The organism is Mesorhizobium sp. INR15 (assembly GCF_015500075.1).
GTDB lineage: Bacteria > Pseudomonadota > Alphaproteobacteria > Rhizobiales > Rhizobiaceae > Mesorhizobium.
On sequence record NZ_CP045496.1, the window covers coordinates 5,109,054 to 5,134,402 of the forward strand.

The window sequence follows — 25,349 nt, forward strand, 5'->3', positions numbered from 1 at the left end:
CGTGCCCTCCACAGTTCGCTACTGCACCCAGGACTGGGTGATCATCCAGTTGAACTGCCGGTTGAACTTGAAATTGCCAACCCGCTTGCTGACAAAATCGAGCCGCTTCGGCGTGAAGAGGCCAACAGCCGGCGCCTTGTCCGTAACCTGCTTGTCGATTTCAGCCCACATCTTGTCGGCGGCCTTCTGGTCGGTCACGCCGAGGTCCAGCGCCTTCTGCATCTGGGCATCGATGTCCTTGTCGCAGAAGCCCGACATGTTGATCGAAGCATCCGAACCCTCGCGGAAGGAAGCACAGCTGAACAGGATGTTCAGGAAATCCGAAGCCGCAGGATAGTCCTTGTACCATTGGGTGACGGACATCTGCACTTTGTTGTTGGAGTTCTGGATGTAGGTGAACTGGATGTTGGACGAGATCGGCTTGACGTCCGCGGCATAGCCAATGCTGGTCAGGACGCTCTGCAGATAAACGCCGATCGACCGCGATATGGCGGTGTCCTCGACGATGATCGTCACCTTCTGGCCCTTGGTTCCGGATTCCTCGACGAGCTGCTTGGCCTTGTCGAGATCAGGAGCCGACCACTTGGCGCCGGGGTTCTTGGTGAAGGGGCAATAATCCTCATGTCCTGGGAAATCCGGCGGCAGGACCTGGCAGACCGGGGACGCCAGCACCTTGCCGCCGAACAGCTTGACCAGCGTGTTGCGGTCGATCGCATAGGCAACGGCCTGACGCGCCTTTTCGTTGTCGAACGGTGCTAGCCGGGTGTTGAGCGGCGCATACCACCACGCCGAAAGTGGCGAGATGTGCAGCTGATCCATGGACTTGCTGCCAAGTTCGCCCAGACGATCGCTAGGCAGTGCATCGAACATCCAGTCGGCTTCACCGTTCTGGATCGCGGTGACGGCGGCTTCCTCGGAGAGGCCGAAATCATACTGGACGACGTCAGGATAGCCCTCCGGCTGCGCGTCCTCGCTCCACTGCTTGAAGTTGGGGTTGCGCGATACGGTCATGCCCTTGTTGGGATCAAACGCGGAGATCATGTAGGCGCCGGTGCTGGGGATGGGGTTGGATCCCAGGTCTTCCGCCGGCGTGTTCGCCGGCAAGGTCACGGCATGCGGCAACGCAAGCTTGTAGAGGATCTCGGCATCCGGCTTGGTGAGGTTGAGGGTGATCGTACCAGCCGCCTCGTCTCCGACAACGCCGCCTTCCAGCGTACAGCTCTTGGTGTCGGCCAGGCATTTGTCGGCGCCGACGATGCCGGCATAGAAGGTGCCGGAAGTCGGCCCGGAAACCTTGAAGATGCGCTGGAAGGAGGCAACGACGTCCTTCACGCCGAGATCCTGGCCGTTGGAGAACTTGATGCCCTTGCGCAGCTTGAAAGTGAAAGTCTTGCCGTCATTGCTGACCTCTGGCAACGCCTCGGCCAGATCAGGCACGATTGTGAAGCCGTCCATGCCCTCGGCCTTGCGGAAGGCTACGAGGCCGTCATAGATCGGCTGGTACATTTGCCAGCCTTGGTCGGTGTAATTGATGTGCGGATCAAGCGTTCCGGCCGCCGAGCGGGCCAGCAGGCGGATCGTGCCGCCGCGATGTTCCTTGAGATACTCGGCCTGGGCCGGTGCCAGCCACGTGCCGGCCAGCAATGCGGCGGCTGATGCCGCCAAAAGCAGTTTCTTCATATCGTCATTCCCCTTTTCTTAGCTGTCGTTGTGGTCCAGGAAGTCGCCCACTACCCGCATGCACGCGTCCTGCTCTTCGACATGCGGCATATGGCTGGAACGTTCGAATATCTCCCAGCGCGATCCCTTGATGCCGTCCTTGTAGGGCTGCACGGTCGCGGGGGTTGCTTCGTCATAGCGTCCGGAGATGATCAGCGTGGGAACATCGATGACCGGCAAGCGGTTGATGATGCTCCAGTTCTTCAGCGTTCCGATGACATGGAACTCGTTTGGTCCATTCATCAGATTGTAAACGGTCGGGTTGCGCACAACCTGGGCGAAACTTTCCGTCACTTCGGGCGGGAACGGCACGACCCTGCAGACGTGCCGCTCGTAAAACAGCATCGTCGCCTGCTGATAATCCGCATGGTCCGTCGTGCCGGCCTGTTCATGCCGGGTCAGCGTCTCCTGGACTTCCTTGGGCAGGTCCGCCCGCAGCCGGTTGGCCTCTTCGACCCACAATTTCATGGAAGCCGGCGAGTTGGCGATGGTCAGCGACTTCAGCCCCTTCGGCTGCGTGACAGCGTATTCGGCGCCCAGCATGCCGCCCCAGCTTTGGCCGAGGACATGGAAGCCGGCACGGATGCCGAGATGGTCGACCAGGTTTTCAAGCTCGTCGATGAAAAGCCGGGGCGTCCAGAAGTCGGCGCCCTTGCCTGGCAACAATGTGGAATTGCCGCAACCCAGCTGGTCATAGTGGATGACGGCTCGGTCCCGGCGGGCAAGAAGCTTGTAGGCATCGACATAGTTATGCGCAACGCCAGGGCCGCCATGCAGGATCACCACCGGGGCCTTGTCGGCATCAAGCTCGCCCGTGATTCGATACCAGGTTTCGTAATCGCCGAAGGTGGCCCGCCCTTCCCTGGTCATGATCTCAGACGACATCTCAATTCCCAACGCGGTTGAAGGCATCTTTCTGTCTGGGCATCTAGTTTCCGCCGAGGCTGGCTTGCACCCACTCTTCCAGCATTTGCACGCCGAATGCCGTGGCGCCTTGCCTGCCTAGCGGCCGATCGGTGTCCGTCAGTTCCTTGCTGGCGATGTCGAGATGCACCCAGGGTCGGTCTTCCGTGAAATGGCGCAGGAATGCCGCTGCATAGGGCGCGTCGCCGTCTTCCATATCCTTGGCGTGGTGCCGCAGATCGGCGAATGGTGATTGCAGCCCCTCATCGTAGGCCCGGTCGAGCGGCAGCCGCCAGAACCGCTCGCCGACCGTTTCACCGGCGGCGATCATCCGTGAGGCGATGGCATCGTCGGTGCTGAACAGGCCGGCGAATATCGATCCCAGACCCCGCGTGACCGAATAGGTCAGTGTCGCCAGATCGACGATGACAGACGGGTTGAAGCGCGTCGCGGCATAGTGGAGGCAATCGGCCAGAAGCAGACGCCCTTCGGCGTCGGTGTCGAACACTTCCACGGTCTGTCCTGAAGCCGTGGTGATGATGTCGCGCGGTTTGAGCGCGGTGCCGGACGGCATGTTCTCGGCGATGCCGAGCACACCGACAGCGTGTACGGGGCTGCCTTGGCGGGCCAGCGCTATCAGCAAACCGACCACCGCGGCGGCGCCGCCCATGTCGGCCTTCATGTCGAACATCTGCGCCCCGCCCTTGATGCAGAGGCCGCCGGAATCAAAGCAGACGCCCTTGCCGACGAAAGCCATCGGTTGCGCGGGGGAACCCTTGCCGCGATAGCGCAGGACAGCGACGCGTGGCGGGCGCACCGAGCCTGCCCCGACAGCCAGCAGCGCGTTCATGCCAAGCTCTTTCAACTGCACGGCGTCGAGCATTTCAATGTCGATGCCAGCTTCGCGCAGCGGCTCCAGATGATCGTGGAAATTGTCGGGATGGAGATGGTTCGGCGGCAAGTTGACCAGGGTTCGAGCATATTCAACGCCATCCGCGATGGCGTTGATCCGCGTCAGTGCCGAGGCCAGATCAGCGCCGCCGGCTCCGACCAGTTGCACCCGCAAGGTCCGGTCCGCTCCTGCTCCCGGCCGCTGGTTGCGCATATCGAAACGATAGCGCCGCAGCCGCATGCCGAGCGCAACGCGGGCCAGGATTTCCGCACCGGGCAAGGCAACGCCGCCGATCGGATCAAGGACAACAGTGGCCGCGCATTCGCCCTTGCTTTCCAGATGCGCGGCAAGGGCACCGCCGGCGCGTGCCAGGGACAAGGTCGTCACAGTCTCGGCCTCGCCCAGAGCCAGGATGATGACGCGTCTGGCCGCCACCGCCTGCGGCGCGATGAGATCAATACAGGCGCCGGATTCCGCCAAGGCTGCCACATCCGAGCACGCTCGCGACAGAATGCCGCCCATGTCAGCGTCCAGTGCCGCTCCCCGAGGGCCAAAGCCCTGCTGGGCGGTTTGCAAGACCACGACGACAGAGCTTTCCGCGGAAATCTCGTCTGACGTTTCGAAAACCGGCACTGGCGATTGAGGCATAAGCGGGCGTTCTCCAACAGTGCGGCGACGCCGGCCGCTTACGGTTTCGAAAGGCGGCTTTTGCAGGCCAATCCGAAATTTGATGTCTTGTGCCTGACAGCGACCGCCACCGGCGGAAACGGCCAAACCGCTCTCCGCCAGGGGTGGCGGAGTTCCGAAAAGTCGTTTTGTCTTGCCGACTTAGTTTGCTCGTGCCTTTTCGGTATCCCTGAACGGGTCGCCTGATCAAACGCCAATTTTGTCAGTGTCGATTGACAAAAAATCAACTTAGAACCCATGATTGACCAATGGCCTTACCTTCACTCAATGGCATGCGCGCTTTCGAGGCCGCTGCACGTCTCGGCAGTGTCAAGGATGCAGCGGAAGAGCTGCACCTGACGCCTTCGGCCGTCAGCCGTCACATCCGTGCGCTTGAATTGAATCTCGGGCAGGAACTGTTCGAGCGCGGCTTTCGCCAGATCACTCCGACGACACGAGGCTCCTATTATGCGCGCAGCCTCTCCGAAGCGTTCGAGGCCATCTGGCGCGCGACCGACGATGTCAGCCTCGGCAATGGCCCGCGCCACAGCAAAGCTCAACGTGTCAGGATTTTATGTGTACCAGCGGTTCTGAACCTTTGGCTGGCCGACCGCTTGCCCAATTTTCGACGATTGCATCCATCCGTTGACATGGAGATATCGACTTCGGGCAAGCGGGCCAACTTTGATTTGGCCATTGTCGACGAGTTTGTCTACAAGGCCGGCCCGGCCTTGACGCTGATGATCCCGCTCGTGCTGACGCCGGTCTGCGCGCCTTCGCTGCTGAACGGTCCGGTGCCACTGCGATCACCAGCCGATCTGGTCAATCATCACCTGATCCACGAATGCGAAACAATGCGGTGGAAGCGATGGCTGGAACAGGAGGGCGTTTTGGATACCACGCCCAAATCCAGCACAACTTTCGACGATTGCACGCTGATCATGCGCGAAGCGATCAATGGCGGCGGCATCGCGCTTGCCGACACGATGATGGCACAGGATCTTCTGCAGCAAGGCAAGCTCGTCGCCCCGTTTCCCGCCCGTCACACCTATCCAGCCGGCATTTACCTGCAGCAGCGCCGCAGCGTCGGCAACAAGCCGGGAACCGGCCTGTTCCAGGACTGGCTGCTTGCCGAGGTTGCCGAGCACAAGCGGGCGATGGGTATCGCTTAGAACCGTTCCCCCAGAATCAGGATTTCGCTCTATCAGTTTGATAAGCGAATCTTTTCCGAAACCGGGATTCATTTTCGGGATGCCCTGGATCAGGGCTTTGAGGCGTCCTGTTCCGATCCGTTCAATGGCTGAACGGCGGTTCAGCGAAATCAGCCCCCTGCGTCCTCCGGCCCTTCGCTTTGGCTCCGGGCGCTCGAGTCCTTCGAAACGTCCGCTGGACGTTCCGATCCGCCTGACGGCGGACCGGCGGTTCAGCGAAATCAGCCCTCTGCGTCCTCCGGCCCTTCGCTTTGGCTCCGGGCGCTCTAGTCCTTCGAAACGTCCACTGGACGTTCCGATCCGCCTGACGGCGGACCGGCCTCTCGCCCCTTGAAATCCTTCGCCAGCAGGTACAACTCGACGGATTCATCGCGAGACGCCGGCGGCTTGACGTGGTGCACGGAGCGGAAGTTCTTCTTCAGCATGGCGAGCAGTTCGTTTTCCGCTCCGCCCTGAAAGGTCTTGGCGAGAAAATGACCGCCGGGCTTCAGCACCGAGAGCGCGAAATCGGCCGCAACCTCGCACAGATGCATGGTGCGGATATGGTCGGTGCGGCGATGCCCGGTGGTCGGTGCCGCCATATCTGACAGAACGATATCCGGGTCACCGCCAAGCGCCTCGGCGAGCTTTTGCGGTGCCTCGGGGTCGAGAAAGTCCATCAAAAGAACCGGCGCGCCGGGTACGGCATCCATTTCAAGATAATCGATGCCGATGACGTGGGGCTTATCAGCCGTCGATTTTGTCCGCGCGGCCGCCACCTGGCACCAGCCACCCGGAGCGGCGCCAAGGTCGATCACCTTCATGCCGGGTTTCAGCAAATGGTGCTTGTCGTCGATCTCGATCAGCTTGTAGGCCGCGCGCGAGCGGTAGCCGTCAGCCTTGGAGCGCTGGACATAGGGATCGTTGATGTGGCGCTGTAGCCAGCGGCGCGATGACTCTTTCAGGCCGCTTTTCTTCTTGATCCGGGTCTTCAGCACGCGAATGCTGGCGGATCCTGGTTTTTTCCGGTTTCTTGGTCATTGCCTGATTTCTTGTTTGAACATGATCGGGATCATGCCCTACCCACGCCCATTGTTGCGCCACACGCCGTCATCGGCCATCAATTCGCTCAATATGCCTTCGCGCAGGCCGCGGTCGGCGACACGCAGCCGCTCCGAGGGCCATACCGCGCGGATTGCTTCCAGTATGGCGCAGCCCGCCAGCACCAGATCGGCGCGGTCGGCGCCGATGCAAGGGTTGGCGCAGCGCTGCTGAAAATCCCAGCCGACCAGTCTTTCGACCATGCGGTCGACACTGTCACGGTCCATCCACAGCCCGTCAACGCGGCGGCGATCGTAGCGATCGAGGTCAAGATGGACGCCGGCCAGCGTCGTCACGGTGCCAGAAGTACCGAGCAGATGGAAATTCGGGCTGGCGAGCACATGGCTCAGCCGGTCGCGGCCATCGAAATTGGCAAGTCGTCCCGCGACATCATCGACCATGGCGGCAAAAATCTCGCGCGTCACCGTGCGGCCGCCAAAACGCTCGGCCAAGGAGACAACACCAACCGGCAGTGACGTCCACGAGACGATATGGTTGGCGAGCCTTGGCGAACGCCGGCCGGTGAGGTCGATCAGCGCGATTTCCGAGGAACCGCCGCCGATATCGAACAGCACGACACCTTGCGTGTCGCGCTCGACCAGTGAGCCGCAGCCCGAAACGGCCAGCCGCGCCTCGGTCTGGCGATCGATGATCTCGAGCTTCAGGCCGGCCTCGCGCTCGACGCGTTCGAGGAACTCGACGCCATTGTCGGCGGTGCGGCAGGCTTCCGTGGCGATCAGCCGGGCCTTGCGGATCTTGCGGTTGCGCAATTTGTCGCCGCAGATCTTCAGCGCCTCGACGGCGCGGTCCATCGCCGGCTGGCCGAGCCGGCCATTGGCTGTGAGCCCCTCGCCCAGCCTGACGATGCGCGAAAACGCGTCAATGACGCGGAACTGGCCATGCCGGGTCGGCACCGCGACCAGCAGCCGGCAATTGTTGGTGCCGAGATCAAGCGCCGCGAACACCGGCAGTTCCTGCATCGGCGGCCGGCGAAAGCTCTGCTCGGGCCTGGCTTGCGATGGCGGGGCCAAAACAGCGGCCGAATCGGGCTTGCCCTGCGCCTGGCCGCTTGAAGCCGGCGCCGCCTCAATGCCAATCGCGGGTGAACCGGTTGAGGCGACGCGAACCTCGTCGCGTGCGAAAACCTTGCGCCCACGCCTGCGTTTACGCCGCTTCTTGGCCTTGCCCTTCTGATGCGTCGCGTCGCCCGCTTGCCCGTCTCCGGAGCGGGACTCCGCCCGGCGGCGTTGCTGCCAACCGGCGGCCCCCGGGCCGGCTGGCCTCGGGGAAGCGCTGGACGCGCCTACCTCCGGCGCGCTTGCGCCGGTGTCGCGGTCTTCCACTGTCGTTCCTTCCAGCGCCGCGCGAACCGTTGACGGACGCTGCAGGCGCTTCAGTGTTTTAAGTTGCCGCCAGAGTAGCAGCGCCTGCCCGGATCACCAAGAGCGCCCTTGCTGAATTTTGCCGGCTGGCCATGACAACCGCCCGCGTGGGGGCATCACGTAATGTCCCTGCAAGCCAGGATTGATACCGGAACGCCCACTGGAGACGATCCGTATGTTGAAATCGATGCCGCCGAACAGTTGTTTGCTAGCGCCCTGCTTCCCATCTTCGACGCGACAAAATGTGGCCGGCAGCGGGCGCCAAGGCCTTGGCTGTTGAATAGCCGGCTTCGATGAGGCATTTCTGAAATGAAAGAAAGAACCGGAATCGCGAACGGCCTAGCCGTGGCGAGCAGAAAGGAACGGGCCGCAACGCATGGCAGTCAGCCAATGAACTGGAGGCGGTACTTCTGGCCGGTTGTCGGCATCGCGGCGGTGATTTTCTCGCTGCTGCTGCTCTGGCATGAATTGCGCGGTATTTCGCTCGACGATGTCTGGGACGGCATAACAGCCATCCCCGCCCGGGGCTGGCTATTCGCCGCGCTCGGCTCCGTCGTCGCTTATGCCTCGCTCGCCGGCTACGATCACATCGCGCTGCTGCATATCGGCAAGCGCGTATCCTGGCTGTTCGTTACGCTGTGCTCATTCACCACCTACGCCTTGTCGCACAACATCGGCGGCTCGGTTTTCTCCGGTGCGGTGATCCGCTACCGTGCCTACGGCACCAGAGGGCTGACCGGGCAGGATGTCGGCGTCCTGGTGGCGATCTGCTGGATCACCTTCGTCCTGTCGACGATTCTCGTCTCGGGCCTGGTTCTGGTGTTCGAGCCTGAAATCATCGACCGGTTTTCCGGCATTGCGCATCATGGACTGTCGGAATTCGCCGGCCTTCTGATGCTGGCGCTCGTCGCCGCCTACGTCTTTGGCAGCTGGCTGCACCTGCGGCCGCTGAAGATCGGCAGTTTCCAGTTGCACTACCCTGCCCTGCCGATCGTCGCACGGCAGCTGCTGATCGGCCCGATCGAGCTTTTGGCCGCGGCGGCGATCATCTTCTTCGCCTTGCCCGAAACCCACAATCCCGGCTATTTCATCGTTCTCGGCGTTTTTCTTGTGTCGTTCTCGATCGCGCAGATCTCGCATGCGCCTGGCGGGCTCGGCGTCTTCGAGGTGGTGTTCCTCGCCGGCCTGTCGGACATGGACCCGGTCGGCGTTCTGGCGGCACTGCTGGTGTTCCGTCTGTTTTACCTGATCATCCCGCTGTTCCTCGGGCTCGGCGTGGTGCTGTTCTTCGAACGCTCGCAGTTCGGCCGCACCGGCAATTGAAGCGCCGCACCAAAACATCACAATTGAAACGCTGGGCAGGCTTGACTATTTTCCGCTGGCGGCTACAAGGCGCGCTCAAGCGGCTCGCCCGCTCGGCCCGCGTGGTTCATGACCACGCCTGCTGGGGAATAGGTTAACGGTAGACCCACGGACTCTGACTCCGTTAGTCCTGGTTCGAATCCAGGTTCCCCAGCCAAAAGTTTCCGCGGGAAAGTCCTGGGCCCAACCTTCGCTCGCGCGATGGCAGTCCAGCGTTCGGTCATAGGTCGCTCGCCTTTCGGTTCAGCATTGGAGTGATCGCAGACCAAGTTTTCGTTCATGAATAGAGCCTGTAAACCAACTTCGATGATCGTCGAGGAGCGCTGATGTCGAGACGTAGCGACAGGATTATCGTTATCGTCATCGCAGCGGCTCTCGCTATTTGGTTCCTGGGACCAAGACTACTTGGATTCAGAAGTTGGGAATGGCATCAAAAACTCGTGCTTGAGGTGAATACTCCCGGCGGACTTGTGGCAGGGGGAAGCACTATCTCGGCAAGCATAGGCATGGATCCAGAATGGATTCCCATCACGTCCGGCAACGTGCATAGCACGATTCAGGGAGAGTCATCGTTCGTGGAGGTATTGCCCGGCAGATATCTCTTTTCGGTACTCAACGATCATGAAACCGAGCGCGCGATGGTTTCTTTCCATTTCAAGGCGAGCGCCACCAGTGCTCAAATCTTCAGCGAGCTGGCCAGCAAGCACGGGACAGGCTTCGTCCCATATGTCAATTACCCGGAACTGGTAACTTTTGATGATCTTTCCGACCCCAAGTCAGTGAAAGAGGTCGATCCCCATAATCTTGAGGCGACTTTCGGACCCGGTATATCCCTCAAGCGCATCGCACTGGAGGTTACCTATGAGCGAGTGACGGACGGTCCCATTGAAAGAATCTTAAAGTGGCTCCCTGAGTTTTGCGGAGTTCGTTTCGACCAAGCTCAAAGTGAGACATTATCTGCCCCCAACAGACTTGCCAATTCGTTGAGTTCCGGAGCGTTTGAAGTCCCGTGTCGGTGACGAGACCCGCGGCAGATTGACGTGGTCTCCGTCAGCCCCGGCTCGCATCGAGGTCCCAAGCAGGTCGGGTGCGCAAGCCCTCGTTTTGCACGTCAGCCGCACCCCGCGCATTACTTTTCGCCTGCTTGACCCAGGCCAGATTCCCGAAGCGAAAAGATCTGCGGACGCTGGTGCTACTGGCTAAGCTTCGCGAACGATTCCTGCACGAGTCCGCCGAATGATCACTGACACCGAATTCATCCTCAAACATATCCAGCAGGGCTGCGTCACGCTTTCCGACGGCGAGTTCCTCATCGACAGGCTGGTGAAGTATGTCGGCAATGGACGGATCCGGTGGCATGTCGAATTTCGGGGGCATCGAATCGAGCTGACGACCGGCCAGCTCAAGAAGCAGCCTACCTTCCGCCGAAAGATACTCGAACAGGCCGGCGTGCTGCCGCCCCAGCGTGCTGGGGCCGAATACCGGCGGTGGGCCATCGAGTTGAGGAAGAATGCCATCGTGCTTCCCTGGCGCGACCGACCGGTTGACGCCGGTTTTTCTATCGACAGGCTTGTCGGCCATGGGGACGACCGCTGGACGGTTGAACACCAAGGCAAGGCAATCAAATTCACGACAACCAAGCTGCGCAGGCAAACCAGTTTCCGCAAGCGGATGCTGCTCAAGGCCAGAGTGCTGCCGCCCCAGATGGATCCGGCTGCCTATCGAAAATGGATGGACTGGCTGATCCAAAATGCCGCCGAGGCCGCACCGCCGACCGGCGACGCCTCTGTTCCTGAGAAAAGTTGGCTTGACGACCTGCCTGAACTGGCCGGCTGGCAAGACGAAGCACTGCCCGAAGACATCGACTAGAGGTGGCTGCAATCTCCTTTGAGGGCAGAAGCCAACGAGCCGAAGGGATTGCGCAATGGATGCGCAACAAGGCTCACTTTTCGAGGAAGCTCAACGGACTCTGACTCCGTCGGTCCTGGTTCGAATCCCGGTTCCCCTCGTTCACTCAAGGTGGTCGAGGCGCAGCACCGCATTCAGCAAGGTCTGCGCGCCAGCCAGGCACTGCTCTTTCGTCGCCGATTCCGCCTCATTGTGGCTGAGCCCACCCAGGCATGGCACGAAGATCATCGCTGTAGGGGCGACGCGGGCGATGTAGGCGGAGTCGTGGCCGGCGCCTGAGTGGATCCGGATGCTGCTGTATCCGGCGGCGGCGGCGCCTTCCGCGACCGCCTCGACGCATCGCGGATCGAATTTGACCGCAGGGCTGCGCCAGTTTTCCGTCAGGCCGATGGCGAACCGATCACCGAGACGCGCGCCGATCTCGCGCCGCAGTTCGGCTTCCATGACATCAAGCTGGTCATCCTCGGGGTGCCGCAGGTCGATCGACAGTTCGACGCGGCCGGGGACGACGTTTCGCGAATTGGGATGAACCTCGAGACAGCCAACCGTTCCGACACCGGGAGCATGTGAATTCGCGATGCACTCGACCAGCAGGACCAGCTCGGCGGCGGCGACCAGAGCGTCTTTCCGCAAAGGCATCGGGGTTGGGCCGGCATGGGCCTCGACGCCTTCGATGACCAGATCGTACCATCGCATGCTCTGGACGCCTTCGACGATGCCGATGTCCTTGCCCTGCGCTTCGAGGACAGGCCCCTGCTCGATGTGGAGTTCGAGCATGGCGGCCATCTTCGTCGAACCGGCGGCAGCGTCGCCGCGATAGCCGATCGCCTCCAGCGCATCGCCCAAGGCCTGCCCGTCGCGTGCGATACGAGTGTCGGCATAACGGCGGTCGAACACGCCGGCATGAACGCCGGAGCCGAGCATGGCCGGGCTGAAGCGCGCGCCCTCTTCATTCGTCCAGTTGACCAGCATCAGCGGATGCCGCGTCGTATAGCGGCTTTCGTTCAGCGTCCGCAGAATCTCAAGGCCGGCCAGCACGCCAAGGATGCCATCGAACTTTCCACCGGTAGGTTGCGTGTCGAGGTGACTGCCGATTGCGATCGGCTTGAGGGCGGGATCGGTGCCGGGCCGCGTGAAGAACATGTTGCCGACTTCATCGACGATCATGGCGCAATTCAGCGTTCGGCATTCCCGAGCCAGCCAATCGCGCACCGCGCGATCCTCCTCGGTCAGCGTCAGCCTCTTGATACCGCCCTTTGGCGTGCCGCCGATGGCAGCCGTTTCCATCAGGCTCCGCCACAGGCGGTCGCCATTCACGCTCAGGTTCCGCATCGCTTCGCCTATGCGCCGATGCCGCCGAGGCAGGCATATTTGAGTTCGGTGAACTCGAGGATGCCGTGATGCGACCCCTCACGGGAATTGCCGCTTTCCTTGACGCCGCCGAATGGCGCCAATTCGGTGGAGATGAGACCGGTGTTGATGCCGATCATCCCGCATTCAAGCCGCTCCATCACGCGGAAGACACGCGCCGCGTCGCGCGTATAGAAATACGCGGCAAGCCCGGTCTCGGTGGCGTTCGCTGCCGAAATGACCTCGTCCTCGGTCTCGAACCGGAACACCGGGGCCAGTGGCCCGAACGTCTCCTCCTTCGCCAGAAGCATGTCGGACGACGCCCCGGTCAGGACGGTCGGCTCGAAGAAAGTCCCACCCAAAGCATGGCGCCGGCCACCGGTGGTGATCCGGGCACCTTTCGACAAGGCATCGCTGAGATGCGCCTCGACCTTGGAAACCGCCCGCTCGGAGATCAGCGGACCCTGCAGCACGCCGTCGTCAAAGCCGCAGCCAACGCGCAGGTCAGCCACGCGCGCCGTCAGTTTCTCGACAAAGGTATCGTGGATCGCCGACTGGACATAGATGCGGTTGGTGCATACGCAGGTCTGGCCGGTATTCCTGAACTTCGAATTGATCGCGCCTTCGACGGCGGCATCGATGTCAGCGTCATCAAAGACGATGAACGGTGCGTTGCCGCCCAGTTCCAAGGCAACGCGCTTCACCGTGGTCGCCGCCTGCTGCATCAGAAGCTTGCCGACCGGTGTGGAACCGGTGAAGCCGACCAGCCGCACGGCGGGATGCGATGTCAGCACGCCGCCGATGGCCACGGCATTGCCGGTGACGACGTTGACCGTTCCGTCGGGAAAACCGGCGCGGCGCGCCAGTTCGGCGAGCGCCAGTGCCGTCAACGGTGTTTCAGGCGCAGGCTTGACGACAACGGTGCAGCCGGCGGCCAAGGCCGGCGCGATCTTTCGCGTGATCATGGCGGCCGGGAAGTTCCACGGCGTGATGGCGGCGATGACGCCGATCGGCTGGCGCTGCACGAGAATGCGCGCGTCGGCGCGGTGCGACGGCAGGATCTCGCCGGCTACGCGCTTGGCCTCTTCGGCGTAGAATTCGACATAGGATGCGGCATAGTCGATCTCGCCGAGCGCCTCCGCATAGGGCTTGCCCTGCTCGCTGGTCAGAATGGTGGCAAGGTCCTTGCGCGCGGCGTTGATCAGATCGAACCAGCGCCTGAGTATGGCCGAGCGCTCCTTGGCCGGTTTTGCCGACCACGGCCGGAATGCGCGCGATGCCGCATCGACGGCTGCTGTCGCTTCCGCAGCTCCCAGATCGGGGACGCGGGCAATCACCGCGCCCGTTGCAGGATCGGTGACCGGCGTCTCGCCAGCGCCGACGAACGCGCCATCGATGAAGGCCTGCGCCTTGAGAAGTGAGGCGTCGTCAAGCGGACGCATGCCGGCCCCGCCCGAAGACGAAGCGAACATCGAGTTCCCGGAGACGCCGTTTCGGCGGGCTGGCAAGGTATGGTTATCGATCATGGCATGCTCCACAAATTCAGCCGGACGATAGCGGCAATCCTTTGCAAGCAGTGCGCGATTGATTTATGCGCAGCGGTGCATCGTGAGCACCACTTGGCGTGGAAGGACAACAGGTGATTGCCGACAAAAGGAGAGACACCGCCGCGAGCGACAAGCGCCAGGGGATGCCGCCGCTGGTGATGGTTCGCGCCTTCGAGGCTGCCGGCCGCATGGGCTCGATGCGAAAGGCCGCGGAAGACCTTGGCGTCAGTCATTCCGTCATCAGCCGTCATGTGAAAAACCTGGAACTCTGGATGGCGGTGAAGCTTGTGACGTCAACCCCTCGCGGCCTGCGCCTGACGCGCGAGGGAGAGTTGCTTCATGCCTCCGTATCGAAGGCCTTCGAACTCATCGCGGCAACGGCGGCGGAGCTTCGCCCGCCCTCGCACAGGCGCACGCTGCGACTGTGGTGCATGCCTGGCCTGGCGACCCGCTGGCTTGGCCCGAGATTGCCGCAAATGCAGGACGTGCTGAAAGGAACCGAGATCATCCTTCGGGCGATCGATCGCTTGCCTGACTTCTCGGTTGGCGAGGCCGATGTCATGATCGGCTTCGGCAACCTGGACGATCTTCCGATTGGGGCAAGCCCGCTTGTCCATCCAAGGATGTTTCCCGTAGCCAACCGGGACTGGCTGTCAAAGCCTGGCGCGCCGGCCAATGTGGCCGAGTTGACGCGCGTACCGCTGATCCACGAAGAGAACCGCCAGCAATGGCTCGACTGGTTTCGTGCCGCCGGGGTCGATCATGGCAACGCGTTGCATGGCCCTCGCCTGTGGGATGCCAGCCTTGGCTTCGACGCCGCGCTCGGTGGGCAAGGCGTGGCGCTGGCGACGCGGCTGACGGCGGCGGACGAGATGGCGGAGGGCCGGCTGGTTGAGCTATTCGCCACTGACATCCGGCTCGGCGCCTATTACTTCATCGCCGCGCCTTCGCGCCGCAGGGATCAGATGATCCGCAAACTGCACGACTGGCTGGCTCTTGAATTGACGCGGACGGAATCGGCGACAGCTTCCAGGTAGCTTCCGCCAGCAGTGGCACGATGCCGCGCAGGCCGTTGGATGCATTGGACAATCATCCGAAACCGCGTACCTTCATCGGGTGTTCCGGAGGAAGCGAATGTCTGGCGTTCCACCCCATGCAGGTCTTAAGGCCGCGCTTGCCGCTTTTCTCGCCAGCACCATCGCGATGATGCCGGTTGCTCTCGCCAAGCCGATGGTGCTGACCAACGCCAAGATCCACACCGTGAACCCAAAGGCGCCGTCAGCCGAGGCAATCGCCATCGACGACAAGGGCGTCATCCTGGCGGTCGGAACCGAGAAGGACGCGTTGAACGCCGCCGGCAAGGACGCCGAAATCATCGATCTCGGTGGCAAGATGGTGCTGCCGGGATTTCAGGATGCGCATATGCACCTGATCGAGGCCGGCGTGAACCAGATTCTCTGCGAGTTCGAGCCGTTCGGCAAACTCGCCGACACGCTCGGCACGGTTGAAGACTGCCTGAAGAGCAGCAAGACGGACTGGGTGCTTGGCTCCGGCGTCAGCATGACCAACCTGCTTGATGAGGACGACAACCCGATTGCCCTCCTGGATGAGATTTCTCCGGATCGGCCGGTGCTGATCCTTGATGATATCGGGCATGGCGCCTGGGCCAATTCGGCCGCGATGCATGCCGCCGGCTATGACGTGCTGAGCGGCAATCCGCCCGGCGGCATCATTTTGCGCAACCCGAAAACCGGCAAGCCGAACGGCGTCGTCCTGGAGAACGCACAACAGAAGCTGCGCAACCTTGCCTTTCCCGACACGCCGGAAAACGTCGAATTCGCCTATGAGAGCATGCTTCCGACGCTGAAGACCATGGCCGAGAACGGCATCACCACGGTCAGTGATGCCGGTGGCTTCTGGCCGCAAGGTCACGTCAAGGTCTGGGAAAAGGCCCTGGCGAACAACACGCTGACCGTGCGGGCTTCGAATGCGCTCTACGTCTATCCGGACATGCCTTTCGACGAACAGATGGCGGCTCTGACCAAGCTCTATTCGAACGATGCCAGCAGCTTGCTGCGCTTCAACCAGGCCAAGATTTATGTCGACGGCATTCTGGAGCAGCGTACCGGAGCCGTGCTCGAGCCCTATGAAAAAGGCGCCGGTATCGACCACGGCTTTGACCGGGGCTTTCTCTATTTCGACGTCGATACGCTGAACCGCTATTCGAAGGCGCTGTCGCAGGCCGGCTTCCAGCTGCATTACCATGTCACCGGTGACCGTGGCGCACGGCTGGCGCTCGATGCAATCGCGCAATCCGACCCGGCTCCAGGGCCGCACCGCCTGACGCATCTCTATCTGGTCGACAAGACCGACCTGCCGCGCTTCAAGCAGTTGGGCGTGGTCGCCGACTTCCAGCTCGCGCCCAGCTCGGTCGATCCCGAATATGTGCGTTTCATCCGGCAGTTCATCGGCGACCGCGCCGATACGATGATGCCGGCGGGAACCCTCGCCTCAATGGGCGCGGCCGTGGTGATGAGCAGTGATTTCGACGCCGATGAACTGTCGCCGCTGATCAAGATTCAGACCGCCGCGATGCGCAAGACCAACGGCGCTCCTGACGTTGCGACCGCCATCGAGTGGATGACCATCAACCCGGCGCGGCTGCTGCATCAAGGCGCGACGACGGGTTCACTCGAGGTGGGAAAATTCGCCGATCTGGTGGTGATCGACCGCGATATCCTGCAGCTTCCGGTCAAGGCGATCGGCAACGCCAAGGTTGTGGCGACGCTGCTGCAAGGCAAGCCGGTATACGACGCCGACCACCTGTTCGAGAAATAGGCTCGACGGTCGGGCATTTGGCCGCGGTCGGCCAAGCGGCGCCGCACACGTTCATGTCGCACCGGGCCAGCGCGTAACCCTTAAAGGTGATTTGCGGACGGTATTGCTTTCGACAGAGTCCTGTTGGGTTTCGGCTGGCCGAGCCCATAGGGCAATTCGGAAAAGCAATGGCGCCGGCTGAATGGCGGGGCATGCCTTCCGTTCAGACGAGGCATCAAAATGACCGTTCCTAGAAGTGCAAGCGCCTGGGAGATGGACCGCGCGCATGTGCTCCATCCCTATTCCGACTTCTCGAGCTTCGCCGCCGAAGGCAGCCAGATCATCGAGAAGGCCAAGGGCATGTATGTCACGGATACCGACGGCCACCGCATTCTCGATGGCATCGCCGGTCTCTGGTGCGTCAACATCGGTCACGGGCGCGAGGACATGGCCGAGGCGATCTCGCGCCAGGTTCTGGACATGGACTATTACAACCCGTTCGGCCACAGTTCGAACGTGCCCGCTGCCAAGCTCGCGCATTGGCTTGCCGAGAATTCTCCGGGCGATCTAAGCCATGTCTATTTCAGCTGCGGCGGCTCGACGGCGAACGATGCCGCCGTACGTCTCGTCCACTACTATTTCAGCATGAAGGGCCTGCACCGCAAGAAGAAGATCATCTCGCGGCTGAACGGCTATCACGGCGCGACCTATGTCGCCGCCAGCCTTACCGGCATCCACGGCACCAAGATCGGCTTCGACAGGATCGGCGAGGATTTCATCCATCACGTATCCGCAGCCGACCTCTATTCGAGGCCGGATGAGATGAGCGAGGACGGTTACTGCGATTTCCTGGTCAAGGAATTCGAAGACCGCATCCAGCAGTTCGGCCCGGACAATGTCGCCGCTTTCATCGCCGAACCGATCATGGGCGCCGGCGGGGTGCTGGTGGCGCCCGAGGGCTATCACCGGCGGATGTACGAGGTCTGCAAACGCTACGGAATGCTCTACATCGCCGACGAGGTCGTTACCGCGTTCGGGCGGCTCGGCGAGTGGTTCGCTTCGGAGAAACTGTTCGGCCACAGCCCGGATATCCTGGTCTGCGCCAAGGGCATCACCTCGGGCTACATCCCTTTGGGAGCGACGCTGATCTCGTCGGAAATCCATGAGGTGATCAGCCGCCCGCAATGCGACGGCGGCGTTTTCTCGATGGGCCTGACCTATTTCGGCCATCCCGTCGCCTGCGCGGCGGCGCTGAAGAATATCGAAATCATCGAGCGTGAAAATCTGCTCGGCAACGCCCGCAGCGTCGGCGCGCATCTGCAAGCGACAGCGGCAAATCTCATCAACCTGCCGATCGTTGGCGACGTCCGCGGCAGCCATCTGATGCTGGGCATCGACCTCGTCGCCGATAAGCGCAGCAAGGCGCCGCTGCCGGCAGCGGAGAAAGCCGCCGACAAGATCGCCCGGTCATGCCTCAAGCGCGGCGTCATGGTGCGGCCCATCGGCAGCCGCATCGTCGTTTCGCCACCCATCATCATCGACAAAGAGCAATGCGACACGATCGTTTCTGCGATCAACGACAGCATTCTCGAATTTGTCGCCAGCCGCTGACATCAGGGAGCGTATCATGAGAAAATTGACCGTGGCGGCCACGCAGATGGCCTGCAGCTGGAATCTGGATGAAAACATAGAGAAGGCCGAGGAACTGGTGCAGCTTGCCGCTGAAGACGGCGCGCAGATCATTCTCCTGCAGGAATTGTTCCAGACGCCCTATTTCTGCATCGAGCAAAAGAGCGAGCACTACGCCCTGGCGCGAGCGCAGGAGAACGACCGCGCCGTGGCGCATTTTCGAAGCATGGCCGCCAGGCTCAAGGTCGTCCTGCCAATCTCCTATTTCGAAAAGGCGGGTGCGGCGCACTACAATTCACTGGCTGTCATCGATGCCGACGGCAGCATCCTGGCCAATTATCGCAAGACCCACATTCCGCAGGCTCCGGGCTACGAAGAAAAATTCTACTTCTCGCCCGGCGACACTGGTTTCAAGGTTGTACAGACCCAGTATGGCCGGCTCGGTTGCGGCATCTGCTGGGACCAGTGGTTCCCCGAGACCGCCAGATCGCTGTCTTTGCTCGGAGCGCAGGTCTTGATGTTTCCGACCGCGATCGGCGCCGAGAGGGCAAATCCGGGTCTCGATTCCAGCGGCCATTGGCGGCGCACGATGCAAGGCCATGCGGCCGCCAACATCATCCCTGTCGTCGCCTCCAACCGGGTTGGCAGCGAGACCGAGGGCACAACGGGCACGACTTTCTACGGGACGTCGTTCATTGCCGATCACACCGGCGCCATTGTGGCGGACGCCAACCGGACCGACGAGACCTATCTGCTGGCCTCCTTCGATCTCGACGAAATCGAGTGCTATCGTGAGGCCTGGGGGGTCTTTCGCGACCGTCGGCCAGAAATGTACGGCGCCTTGCGCACCTTGGATGGCCGTACGGTCTTCGCTGGCTGATCCCCCGGCAACCATTTATCCAAACAGAAAGGGCGTGACCGCGCGGCGGTCACGCCCTTTCTGTTTGAACCAGATGTCTGGCTCCGGGGAGCCGCACTCATTCCTAGATGCCCGCCTCGCTTGCGCCGAGCGAGGGGTCGAGATAATCGCGCAAACTGTCGCCGAGGAGGTTGAAGCCGATCGCCACGGTGGCGATTGCCGCACCCGGAAAGACGCCCAGCCACCAGGCGCGCGGCTGCTGCGCCAGCGAGTCGAAAATCATGGCGCCCCATTCCGGCGCCGGCGGCTGCGCGCCGAGGCCAAGGAAGGAAAGGCCCGACGAGGCAAGCATGACGAAGCCGACGTCACTGGTCAGCTGCACCAACACCAACGGCCAGACCATCGGCAGCAGCGTGACGACCAGGAGATAGGTCCGCGAGGCGCCGAGCGCGCGTGCGGCCGAGACGAACTCCTGCTCCTTGAGCGAGAGAACCCGGCTGCGGATCACCCGCGCATACCAAGGCCAGAAAACCGCGGCCAAGGCGACCGTTGTCGGCCCCATGCCACCGCCGAAGGTCGCTGCAATGGCAGCCGCGAGGATCAGGGCGGGAAAAGCCAGAAAGAGATCCGTCACCCGCATCAATATCTCGTCGACGAGGCCGCCGAAGAACCCGGCGACAATGCCGACGCCGGTGCCGATGACAGCCGCGACGGCCAGCACCGCGAAGGAGACGGACATAGTGATCCAGGCGCCGCCGACCACGCGGGCAAGCGTGTCGCGGCCGATCTTGTCGGTGCCCATCCAGTGGTCGAATGTCGGCGGCTTCAGTGACGCGATGATGTTCATCTTGATCGGATCGTATGTGGTGAGGCTGAAGCCAAACACATGCGCGGCAAATGACAGGATCGACGTCAGTGCCACCACGGAGACGATGGCGACCGCGACCATGCTCTGCGGCGAGGATCTTGTGAACGCGATGACGGAATTGAGCACCTTCCCGATGGAGCGGGAGCGTTCGAAACCGGGAGCGAGATCAGTGTTTGTCATGATGGTCATTTCAGCTCAACCCGGGGATCGAGGAACACATAGCTAAGGTCGACGGCGAGGTTGATGACGATGTAGGCTGCGGACACCACAAGCGTGATCGCCATGATCGCATTGTAGTCGGACCCGGAGATGGCATCCGCGGTGTAGCGGCCGAGGCCAGGCAGGTTGAAGATCAGTTCGACCAGCACCGCCCCCGATATCAGCAGCCCCATGTTGAGACCGAAGACGGTGACGATCGGCAGGAGGCTGTTGGCGAGAGCATGGCGCAGATAAACCTTCAGGGGTGCAATGCCTTTCGCCCTGGCGGTGCGGATGTAGTCGGCTGAGAGAACGTCCAGCATCGTGGTTCGCACGACGCGGATGATGACGGCCATTGATGGAATGGCGAGCACGATGATCGGCAGGATCATATGCCGCAGTGCATCGGCAAACAGATCCAGACGCCAAGCCAGCAGGCTGTCGATGCTGAGGAAGCCGGTGACGTAAGGCGGCATGGCAATGCCGGTCGCCAGACGTCCGCCGAAGGGCAGAACGCCAAGAACGGAGAAGAACAGCAACTGGCAGATCAGCGCCATCCAGAAGTCAGGCACGGACAGGCCGAAAACGGAGATGACGCGCACGGCGGCATCCGTCTTGCCCGAAGAATTGACGGCGGCGGCCGCACCTAGCGCAACACCGCCGATGAGGCTGATGAACGAGGCCAGGATCACCAGTTCGCAGGTGGCGGGAAAGAACGTCAGGATGTCCTGGGAGATCGGCCGCCGGGTGATGATCGAGCGGCCGAAATCGCCGTGCAGGATGCCCGAGACGTAGTGGACAAATTGCTGGACAAGCGGCAGGTCCAGCCCAAGTTGCGCGCGAACGGCGGCCACCGCCTCCGGCCCTGCCCTAGCCCCGGCAATGAGCCGGGCCGGGTCACCGGGCAGGATCCGCGCCAGCGCGAAGGTCATCACCAGAACGCCAGCAAGCAGGAACAGTGTGGAAACGAGACGCCGGAGAATGAAACTCTGCACCGATCCGGTTCCCCGTCACGCCGAGCGTGACAGGTTGTACATGTCGAGCGTGGCGACATAGATCGGATTGTTGACCATCCCCTTGATGTCGCGCCGCGCCACGAACTGCATGCGCTCCTGCTGGATCGGCAGCCAGGCGGGATTGTCCGCCGTCAGGATCCGCGCCAGCTTTTTCACCTTATCCGCCTGGTCCGCGTCGATCTTCTTCTGACGGAGGTCGTCGATCAGCTTGGTCACTTCGTCATTGGCGTAGCGGCCGGCATTGCCGTTGGCGGCCTTTGTCTCGCCGCTGAACAGGCTCCACGCATAGCTGTAGGGATGGTCGACGTTCGGCCACCAGGAGAAGTAGAAAAGGTCGGCGCGCTGGTCCGCCGGAGCGTCGCCGAAAAAGTCGTCGAGGAAAGCGCTGAAGGATTTTTCCTGAAGGCGCAACGTGATGCCAAGCTGGCTCAGCCAGCCCTGCAACAGCTGGCACTCGGTGTCGCCAAAGCCGGTGTAGTAGGTGATCGTCAGCTCGCTGCCACTGGGGAAGTTGGCCTCGGCGAGCAGTGCCTTGGCTTTGTCGAGATCGAAGGGCAAAAGATAAGACGTGTCGTCCAGGCCCTGCATCTGCGCGGGAAAGACTGAGCGCGGCTTGTCGGCGGTGCCAAGCGTGACTTCACGCAAATAGGAATCATGGTCGAAGGCGTGGCAGATCGCCTGGCGCACCCGCTTGTCGGCCAGCTTGCCGTCGGTGGCGAACACGACATATTGAATGGTCGCGGTCGACGTGTCCTGGACGACGAAACGCGGATCTTTCTTCAACTCCACCGTGTCCTGCGGCTCCATCCGCAAGGCGATGTCCACCTCGCCGGCTTCAAGCAGCTGGCGCCGGGTCGCCGAGACAGGAATTGTCTTGGTGATGATGCGTTCGAAATGCGGGTGGTCCCAGCCACCATGGAATTCATCGAACCGGGCATAGGTGATGTCCTGGCCGGGATTGAAAGATTCCATCTTGTAGGGCCCACACCCGACCGGATGCGACTGGAGATACTCCGAGCCCATGTCGTTCGCGCCCTTGGAGTTCTTCTCGGCGGCGGTCGGGCTGGCGATCCAGAACCCATATTGCGAGGACACTTCGAGGTCGAAGAAGGGCCGTGCTTCGGTGAAGTGGAATTCAAGCGTCGCCGCATCCTTGGCCACGATCTGCTTGTCCGGGTCGTCGATCTGCCATGCCACGCCCAGGCCGCTCGGATGCGTTATGGTGCGCTTGACGGCGGCCTTGACCGCCGTCGCATCACAGACCGTACCGTCCTGGAACTTGACGCCTTGCGGAATTTCGAAGGTCCACATCATCTTGTCGTCGGAGGACGTGACCGACTTCGCCAGCGACGGCCGCACCTTGAGGACTTCAGCACCATCCAGCACCGTCAGTGTCTCGTAGACCGGCCTTAGGCCATAGGCCCATTCGACATTGGTTGCCGGATCGAGATTTTCCACCGTCGCGTCAACAGCGACAACAAGTGTCTTGGGATCGCGGTTGCCGATCGGCAGGTCCGATGCCGCCGCGTATGACATCGGAATTCGTCCGATCGCGGCTGCGCCAACTGCCGCCGTGCCGGCCAGGAAATGCCTTCTGGTCAAGGCCTGATGCCAGGCTTGATTGACGGCATGGCTTCGCTTGCTGTCGTCCCCGGTCATGGTCACGAGCTCCTGATATCGTTGTTTTGATGAAGCGCCGCATTCGAGGCGCCGTTTGTTCCCGCTCCCATAGTTTTGGGAATACGGCGCGATGTCGATACCCCGAAAGGGTCACTTACCGGGCTTGCTGAAGTGTACGAACGTTGGACCGTCATTGCCCCAAGACGGCTCCAGACCAGCCCTCGGAGCGATGCGAACCAGGACCGGGAGGAAGCCGTTCGTTGAATTTGCTCGATGTCCAAAATCTGTCGGTCGGCCTGCGCAACACCGGCGCGGCGGCGCCGATCATTGAAGGTTTGACGCTTTCGCTTGATCGTGGCCAATCGCTTGGCATCGTTGGCGAAAGCGGCTCTGGCAAGAGCACAGCCGCCCTGTCGATCATGGGGCTTCTACGCCAGAACAGGCAGATCGAGACGTCAGGCGATATCCGCTTCCAGGGGCGCGATCTTCTGGAGATGAGCAACAGCGAACTGCGCTCGGTGCAGGGCTCCAAGATCGCGATGATCTTCCAGGATCCGGCGAGCAGCCTCAATCCGGTGATGCGCGTCGGTGACCAGATCGCCGAATGCATTCGCACGCACAGCCGGCTCTCCGGCCAGGAGATAGACCAGCAGGTCATGGATGCACTGCGCCGCGTCGGCATGCCGGATCCGCCCACGACGAAGCGACGCTACCCGCATCAGCTGAGCGGCGGCCAGCGCCAGCGCATCCTGATCGCAATGGCGATCGCACTGCGCCCGCAACTGATCATCGCCGACGAACCGACCACCGCGCTCGACCTGACGATCCAGGCACAAATCCTGCGGCTGCTGAAGGAGCTGACGGCGGAGATGGGAATGTCGCTGCTGCTGATCACCCATGATTTCGGCGTGGTTTCGGAAATGACCGAAAGCCTGATCGTTCTCTACGCCGGCCGCGTCGTCGAAAGCGGCGACACCAGAACCGTGCTGGAGCGCCCGGCTCATCCCTACACGCGCGCCTTGCTTAAGGCCCATCCGTCGCTTGACGAAAAAGTGGGGGAGCTTGTGCCCATCCCAGGCTCGCCGCCCAACATCAGGCAGAGGCCATCCGGCTGCGCCTTCAGACTTCGCTGTCCGCAGGCAACGGAAATCTGCTCAGCCATCCAGCCGGACCTTGCACTGCTGGACGGCGGCACGCATCGCGCCGCCTGCCACGTCTTGACCTCCAACTCCAGGAGGGGCTTGCTTTGAACAGCATCGCTTTCGTGCGTGGCGCCCACGCAACGGCCGTGACGGAGCCGCCGCTTCTGGACGTTGACGGACTGTGTGTCGATTTCAAAAGCTCCGCACCCCGCAAGCTTTTCTCCAAGGCGGCGACGTTTCGTGCACTCGACAGCGTCGATCTGACTTTGCGCAGGGGCGAGACACTGGGACTGATCGGCGAATCTGGCAGCGGCAAGACGACGCTCGGCCGCGCCATCATGGGTTTGACGCACAGCAGTGCAGGCAAGATCGCCTTCCGTGGCGACGACATCGCATCGTTGTCACCACCCGCGCGCAAGCCCTATCTGCGACACCTGCAGATGGTGTTCCAGGACCCCTATTCATCGCTGCATCCGCGCCAGACGATCGGCCGTTCGCTGGAGGAGCCGCTGCGCATCCAGGGAACCGTCGAAAGGTCCAAACGGCGGCAGCGTGTCTTCGAACTTTTGCAGAGGGTCGGCCTCGACCGCTCGCATGCCAGTCTCTACCCGTTGCATCTCAGCGGCGGGCAGCGTCAGCGCGTCGCGATCGCGCGCGCCATCGCTAACGAGCCTGAACTGATCATCGCCGATGAGCCGGTCAGCGCGCTTGATGTTTCGATCCAGGCGCAAATCCTCAACCTGTTGCGGGACCTGCAGCGCGAAACGGGGATGGCGATGCTGTTCATCTCGCATGACCTGTCGGTGGTGCGCCATCTCTGCGACCGCATCGCGGTGATGTATCTTGGCCGTGTCGTCGAGGTCGGGCCAACAGAGGAGATCATCGCCCGGCCACGCCATCCCTATACGGCCGCCTTGCTGTCCGCCGCACCACGCATCCATCGCCTTGAAGACGGCGCGCCGGCGGCAAAGCCAATCCAGCTCGAAGGCGACATTCCAAGCCACGCCCATGTCCCGTCAGGCTGCGCCTTCCACACGCGATGCTGGCTTTACAACCAGTTGGGCCGGCCGGAGAATTGCCGCGAGACGATGCCAACGCTGGACAATGCAGCGCACGACCACGCTGTGCGCTGCACCTATCCCGACGCGGTCGCCTATAGGCCGGCCAGCGCCTGATCGCC

At 61.9% G+C, this 25,349-nt stretch carries 19 protein-coding genes, 1 tRNA gene and 1 pseudogene; 11 read left to right on the forward strand and 10 right to left on the reverse strand.

Annotation, left to right across the window (positions count from 1 at the left end; translation table 11 throughout):
- Positions 1 to 18 precede the first annotated feature (18 nt).
- The 3 genes from GA829_RS24995 to GA829_RS25005 are packed head-to-tail and all read right to left on the reverse strand — an operon-like array spanning position 19 to position 4,162.
- Complete coding sequence (locus GA829_RS24995; protein ID WP_195175259.1) at positions 19 to 1,680, reverse strand: ABC transporter substrate-binding protein; 1,662 nt, start codon at positions 1,678 to 1,680, stop codon at positions 19 to 21.
- Between the two features lie 18 nt (positions 1,681 to 1,698).
- The gene (locus GA829_RS25000) at positions 1,699 to 2,604 is read right to left on the reverse strand and encodes a proline iminopeptidase-family hydrolase (RefSeq protein ID WP_195175260.1); all 906 of its coding nucleotides are present in this window, start codon (positions 2,602 to 2,604) and stop codon (positions 1,699 to 1,701) included.
- Positions 2,605 to 2,647: 43 nt separating this feature from the next.
- Positions 2,648 to 4,162, reverse strand: coding sequence for a leucyl aminopeptidase (locus GA829_RS25005; protein ID WP_195175261.1), 1,515 nt, complete (start codon positions 4,160 to 4,162; stop codon positions 2,648 to 2,650).
- A gap of 287 nt (positions 4,163 to 4,449) precedes the next feature.
- Here GA829_RS25005 and GA829_RS25010 point away from each other — a divergent pair, with 287 nt between their 5' ends.
- The gene (locus GA829_RS25010) at positions 4,450 to 5,352 is read left to right on the forward strand and encodes a LysR substrate-binding domain-containing protein (RefSeq protein ID WP_195175262.1); all 903 of its coding nucleotides are present in this window, start codon (positions 4,450 to 4,452) and stop codon (positions 5,350 to 5,352) included.
- Between the two features lie 305 nt (positions 5,353 to 5,657).
- On the opposite strand, the pseudogene GA829_RS25015 reads toward GA829_RS25010, so the two are convergent.
- Positions 5,658 to 6,411 (reverse strand): annotated as a pseudogene (locus GA829_RS25015) (RlmE family RNA methyltransferase).
- A 38-nt stretch (positions 6,412 to 6,449) separates the two neighbouring features.
- A complete protein-coding gene (locus tag GA829_RS25020) occupies positions 6,450 to 7,814 on the reverse strand; it encodes a Ppx/GppA phosphatase family protein (RefSeq protein ID WP_195175263.1) in 1,365 nt (454 codons plus the stop codon).
- Between the two features lie 429 nt (positions 7,815 to 8,243).
- Here GA829_RS25020 and GA829_RS25025 point away from each other — a divergent pair, with 429 nt between their 5' ends.
- The 4 genes from GA829_RS25025 (at position 8,244) to GA829_RS25040 (ending at position 11,084) form a co-directional block, all read left to right on the forward strand.
- Complete coding sequence (locus tag GA829_RS25025) at positions 8,244 to 9,176, forward strand: lysylphosphatidylglycerol synthase domain-containing protein (protein WP_195175264.1); 933 nt, start codon at positions 8,244 to 8,246, stop codon at positions 9,174 to 9,176.
- Between the two features lie 122 nt (positions 9,177 to 9,298).
- Positions 9,299 to 9,372 (forward strand) — tRNA-Gln (locus GA829_RS25030).
- Between the two features lie 169 nt (positions 9,373 to 9,541).
- Positions 9,542 to 10,234: a hypothetical protein gene (locus GA829_RS25035; RefSeq protein WP_195175265.1), complete on the forward strand. Its 693-nt coding sequence runs from the start codon at positions 9,542 to 9,544 to the stop codon at positions 10,232 to 10,234.
- Between the two features lie 217 nt (positions 10,235 to 10,451).
- Entirely contained in the window at positions 10,452 to 11,084 is a 633-nt protein-coding gene (locus tag GA829_RS25040; protein WP_195175266.1) for a hypothetical protein, read from the forward strand.
- A gap of 141 nt (positions 11,085 to 11,225) precedes the next feature.
- Here the strand turns inward: GA829_RS25040 and GA829_RS25045 are convergent, their stop codons facing one another.
- Entirely contained in the window at positions 11,226 to 12,455 is a 1,230-nt protein-coding gene (locus tag GA829_RS25045) for a Zn-dependent hydrolase (RefSeq protein WP_195175267.1), read from the reverse strand.
- Between the two features lie 8 nt (positions 12,456 to 12,463).
- Positions 12,464 to 13,915, reverse strand: a complete 1,452-nt coding sequence (locus tag GA829_RS25050; protein WP_195179800.1) for an NAD-dependent succinate-semialdehyde dehydrogenase — start codon at positions 13,913 to 13,915, stop codon at positions 12,464 to 12,466.
- 197 nt (positions 13,916 to 14,112) lie between these two features.
- On the opposite strand from GA829_RS25050, the gene GA829_RS25055 reads away from it, so the two are divergent.
- From GA829_RS25055 to aguB, 4 genes are all read left to right on the forward strand, one after another.
- Positions 14,113 to 15,057, forward strand: a complete 945-nt coding sequence (locus GA829_RS25055) for a LysR substrate-binding domain-containing protein (protein ID WP_195175268.1) — start codon at positions 14,113 to 14,115, stop codon at positions 15,055 to 15,057.
- A gap of 97 nt (positions 15,058 to 15,154) precedes the next feature.
- Entirely contained in the window at positions 15,155 to 16,858 is a 1,704-nt protein-coding gene (locus GA829_RS25060) for an amidohydrolase (RefSeq protein ID WP_195175269.1), read from the forward strand.
- A gap of 219 nt (positions 16,859 to 17,077) precedes the next feature.
- Entirely contained in the window at positions 17,078 to 18,448 is a 1,371-nt protein-coding gene (locus GA829_RS25065) for an aminotransferase (RefSeq protein WP_195175270.1), read from the forward strand.
- Positions 18,449 to 18,464: 16 nt separating this feature from the next.
- Positions 18,465 to 19,346: an N-carbamoylputrescine amidase gene (gene aguB, locus GA829_RS25070; protein WP_195175271.1), complete on the forward strand. Its 882-nt coding sequence runs from the start codon at positions 18,465 to 18,467 to the stop codon at positions 19,344 to 19,346.
- A gap of 103 nt (positions 19,347 to 19,449) precedes the next feature.
- Here the strand turns inward: aguB and GA829_RS25075 are convergent, their stop codons facing one another.
- From GA829_RS25075 to GA829_RS25085, 3 genes are read right to left on the reverse strand one after another with little or no spacing between them, the layout of a single operon-like run.
- Positions 19,450 to 20,382 (reverse strand): ABC transporter permease, encoded by a 933-nt coding sequence (locus GA829_RS25075; protein ID WP_210337692.1) that lies wholly within the window; start codon positions 20,380 to 20,382, stop codon positions 19,450 to 19,452.
- Entirely contained in the window at positions 20,379 to 21,386 is a 1,008-nt protein-coding gene (locus GA829_RS25080) for an ABC transporter permease (RefSeq protein WP_210337693.1), read from the reverse strand. Before GA829_RS25080 ends, GA829_RS25075 begins: the two co-directional genes overlap by 4 nt.
- A 15-nt stretch (positions 21,387 to 21,401) precedes the next feature.
- Positions 21,402 to 23,066 (reverse strand): ABC transporter substrate-binding protein, encoded by a 1,665-nt coding sequence (locus tag GA829_RS25085; protein ID WP_195175273.1) that lies wholly within the window; start codon positions 23,064 to 23,066, stop codon positions 21,402 to 21,404.
- Positions 23,067 to 23,287: 221 nt separating this feature from the next.
- Between GA829_RS25085 and GA829_RS25090 the strand changes: the two genes are divergently transcribed.
- Both GA829_RS25090 and GA829_RS25095 read left to right on the forward strand, forming a co-directional pair.
- Positions 23,288 to 24,277 carry an ABC transporter ATP-binding protein gene (locus GA829_RS25090; RefSeq protein WP_195175274.1) on the forward strand — a complete coding sequence of 330 codons (990 nt, stop codon included), beginning with the start codon at positions 23,288 to 23,290 and terminating at the stop codon, positions 24,275 to 24,277.
- A complete protein-coding gene (locus GA829_RS25095; RefSeq protein WP_195175275.1) occupies positions 24,274 to 25,344 on the forward strand; it encodes an ABC transporter ATP-binding protein in 1,071 nt (356 codons plus the stop codon). The genes GA829_RS25090 and GA829_RS25095 overlap by 4 nt, the downstream gene beginning before the upstream one ends.
- Positions 25,345 to 25,349 lie beyond the last annotated feature (5 nt).

What these genes read in the sequence shown, in the direction of transcription:
- GA829_RS25025 (WP_195175264.1), top strand. Translation starts at nt 8,244, where the DNA reads ATGAACTGGAGGCGGTACTTCTGGCCGGTTGTCGGCATCGCGGCGGTG.
- GA829_RS25010 (WP_195175262.1), top strand. Translation starts at nt 4,450, where the DNA reads ATGGCCTTACCTTCACTCAATGGCATGCGCGCTTTCGAGGCCGCTGCA.
- GA829_RS25075 (WP_210337692.1), bottom strand. Translation starts at nt 20,382, where the DNA reads ATGACCATCATGACAAACACTGATCTCGCTCCCGGTTTCGAACGCTCC.
- GA829_RS25050 (WP_195179800.1), bottom strand. Translation starts at nt 13,915, where the DNA reads ATGCGTCCGCTTGACGACGCCTCACTTCTCAAGGCGCAGGCCTTCATC.
- GA829_RS25040 (WP_195175266.1), top strand. Translation starts at nt 10,452, where the DNA reads ATGATCACTGACACCGAATTCATCCTCAAACATATCCAGCAGGGCTGC.
- GA829_RS24995 (WP_195175259.1), bottom strand. Translation starts at nt 1,680, where the DNA reads ATGAAGAAACTGCTTTTGGCGGCATCAGCCGCCGCATTGCTGGCCGGC.
- GA829_RS25005 (WP_195175261.1), bottom strand. Translation starts at nt 4,162, where the DNA reads ATGCCTCAATCGCCAGTGCCGGTTTTCGAAACGTCAGACGAGATTTCC.
- GA829_RS25085 (WP_195175273.1), bottom strand. Translation starts at nt 23,066, where the DNA reads ATGACCGGGGACGACAGCAAGCGAAGCCATGCCGTCAATCAAGCCTGG.
- aguB (WP_195175271.1), top strand. Translation starts at nt 18,465, where the DNA reads ATGAGAAAATTGACCGTGGCGGCCACGCAGATGGCCTGCAGCTGGAAT.
- GA829_RS25060 (WP_195175269.1), top strand. Translation starts at nt 15,155, where the DNA reads ATGTCTGGCGTTCCACCCCATGCAGGTCTTAAGGCCGCGCTTGCCGCT.
- GA829_RS25000 (WP_195175260.1), bottom strand. Translation starts at nt 2,604, where the DNA reads ATGTCGTCTGAGATCATGACCAGGGAAGGGCGGGCCACCTTCGGCGAT.
- GA829_RS25045 (WP_195175267.1), bottom strand. Translation starts at nt 12,455, where the DNA reads ATGCGGAACCTGAGCGTGAATGGCGACCGCCTGTGGCGGAGCCTGATG.
- GA829_RS25035 (WP_195175265.1), top strand. Translation starts at nt 9,542, where the DNA reads ATGTCGAGACGTAGCGACAGGATTATCGTTATCGTCATCGCAGCGGCT.
- GA829_RS25065 (WP_195175270.1), top strand. Translation starts at nt 17,078, where the DNA reads ATGACCGTTCCTAGAAGTGCAAGCGCCTGGGAGATGGACCGCGCGCAT.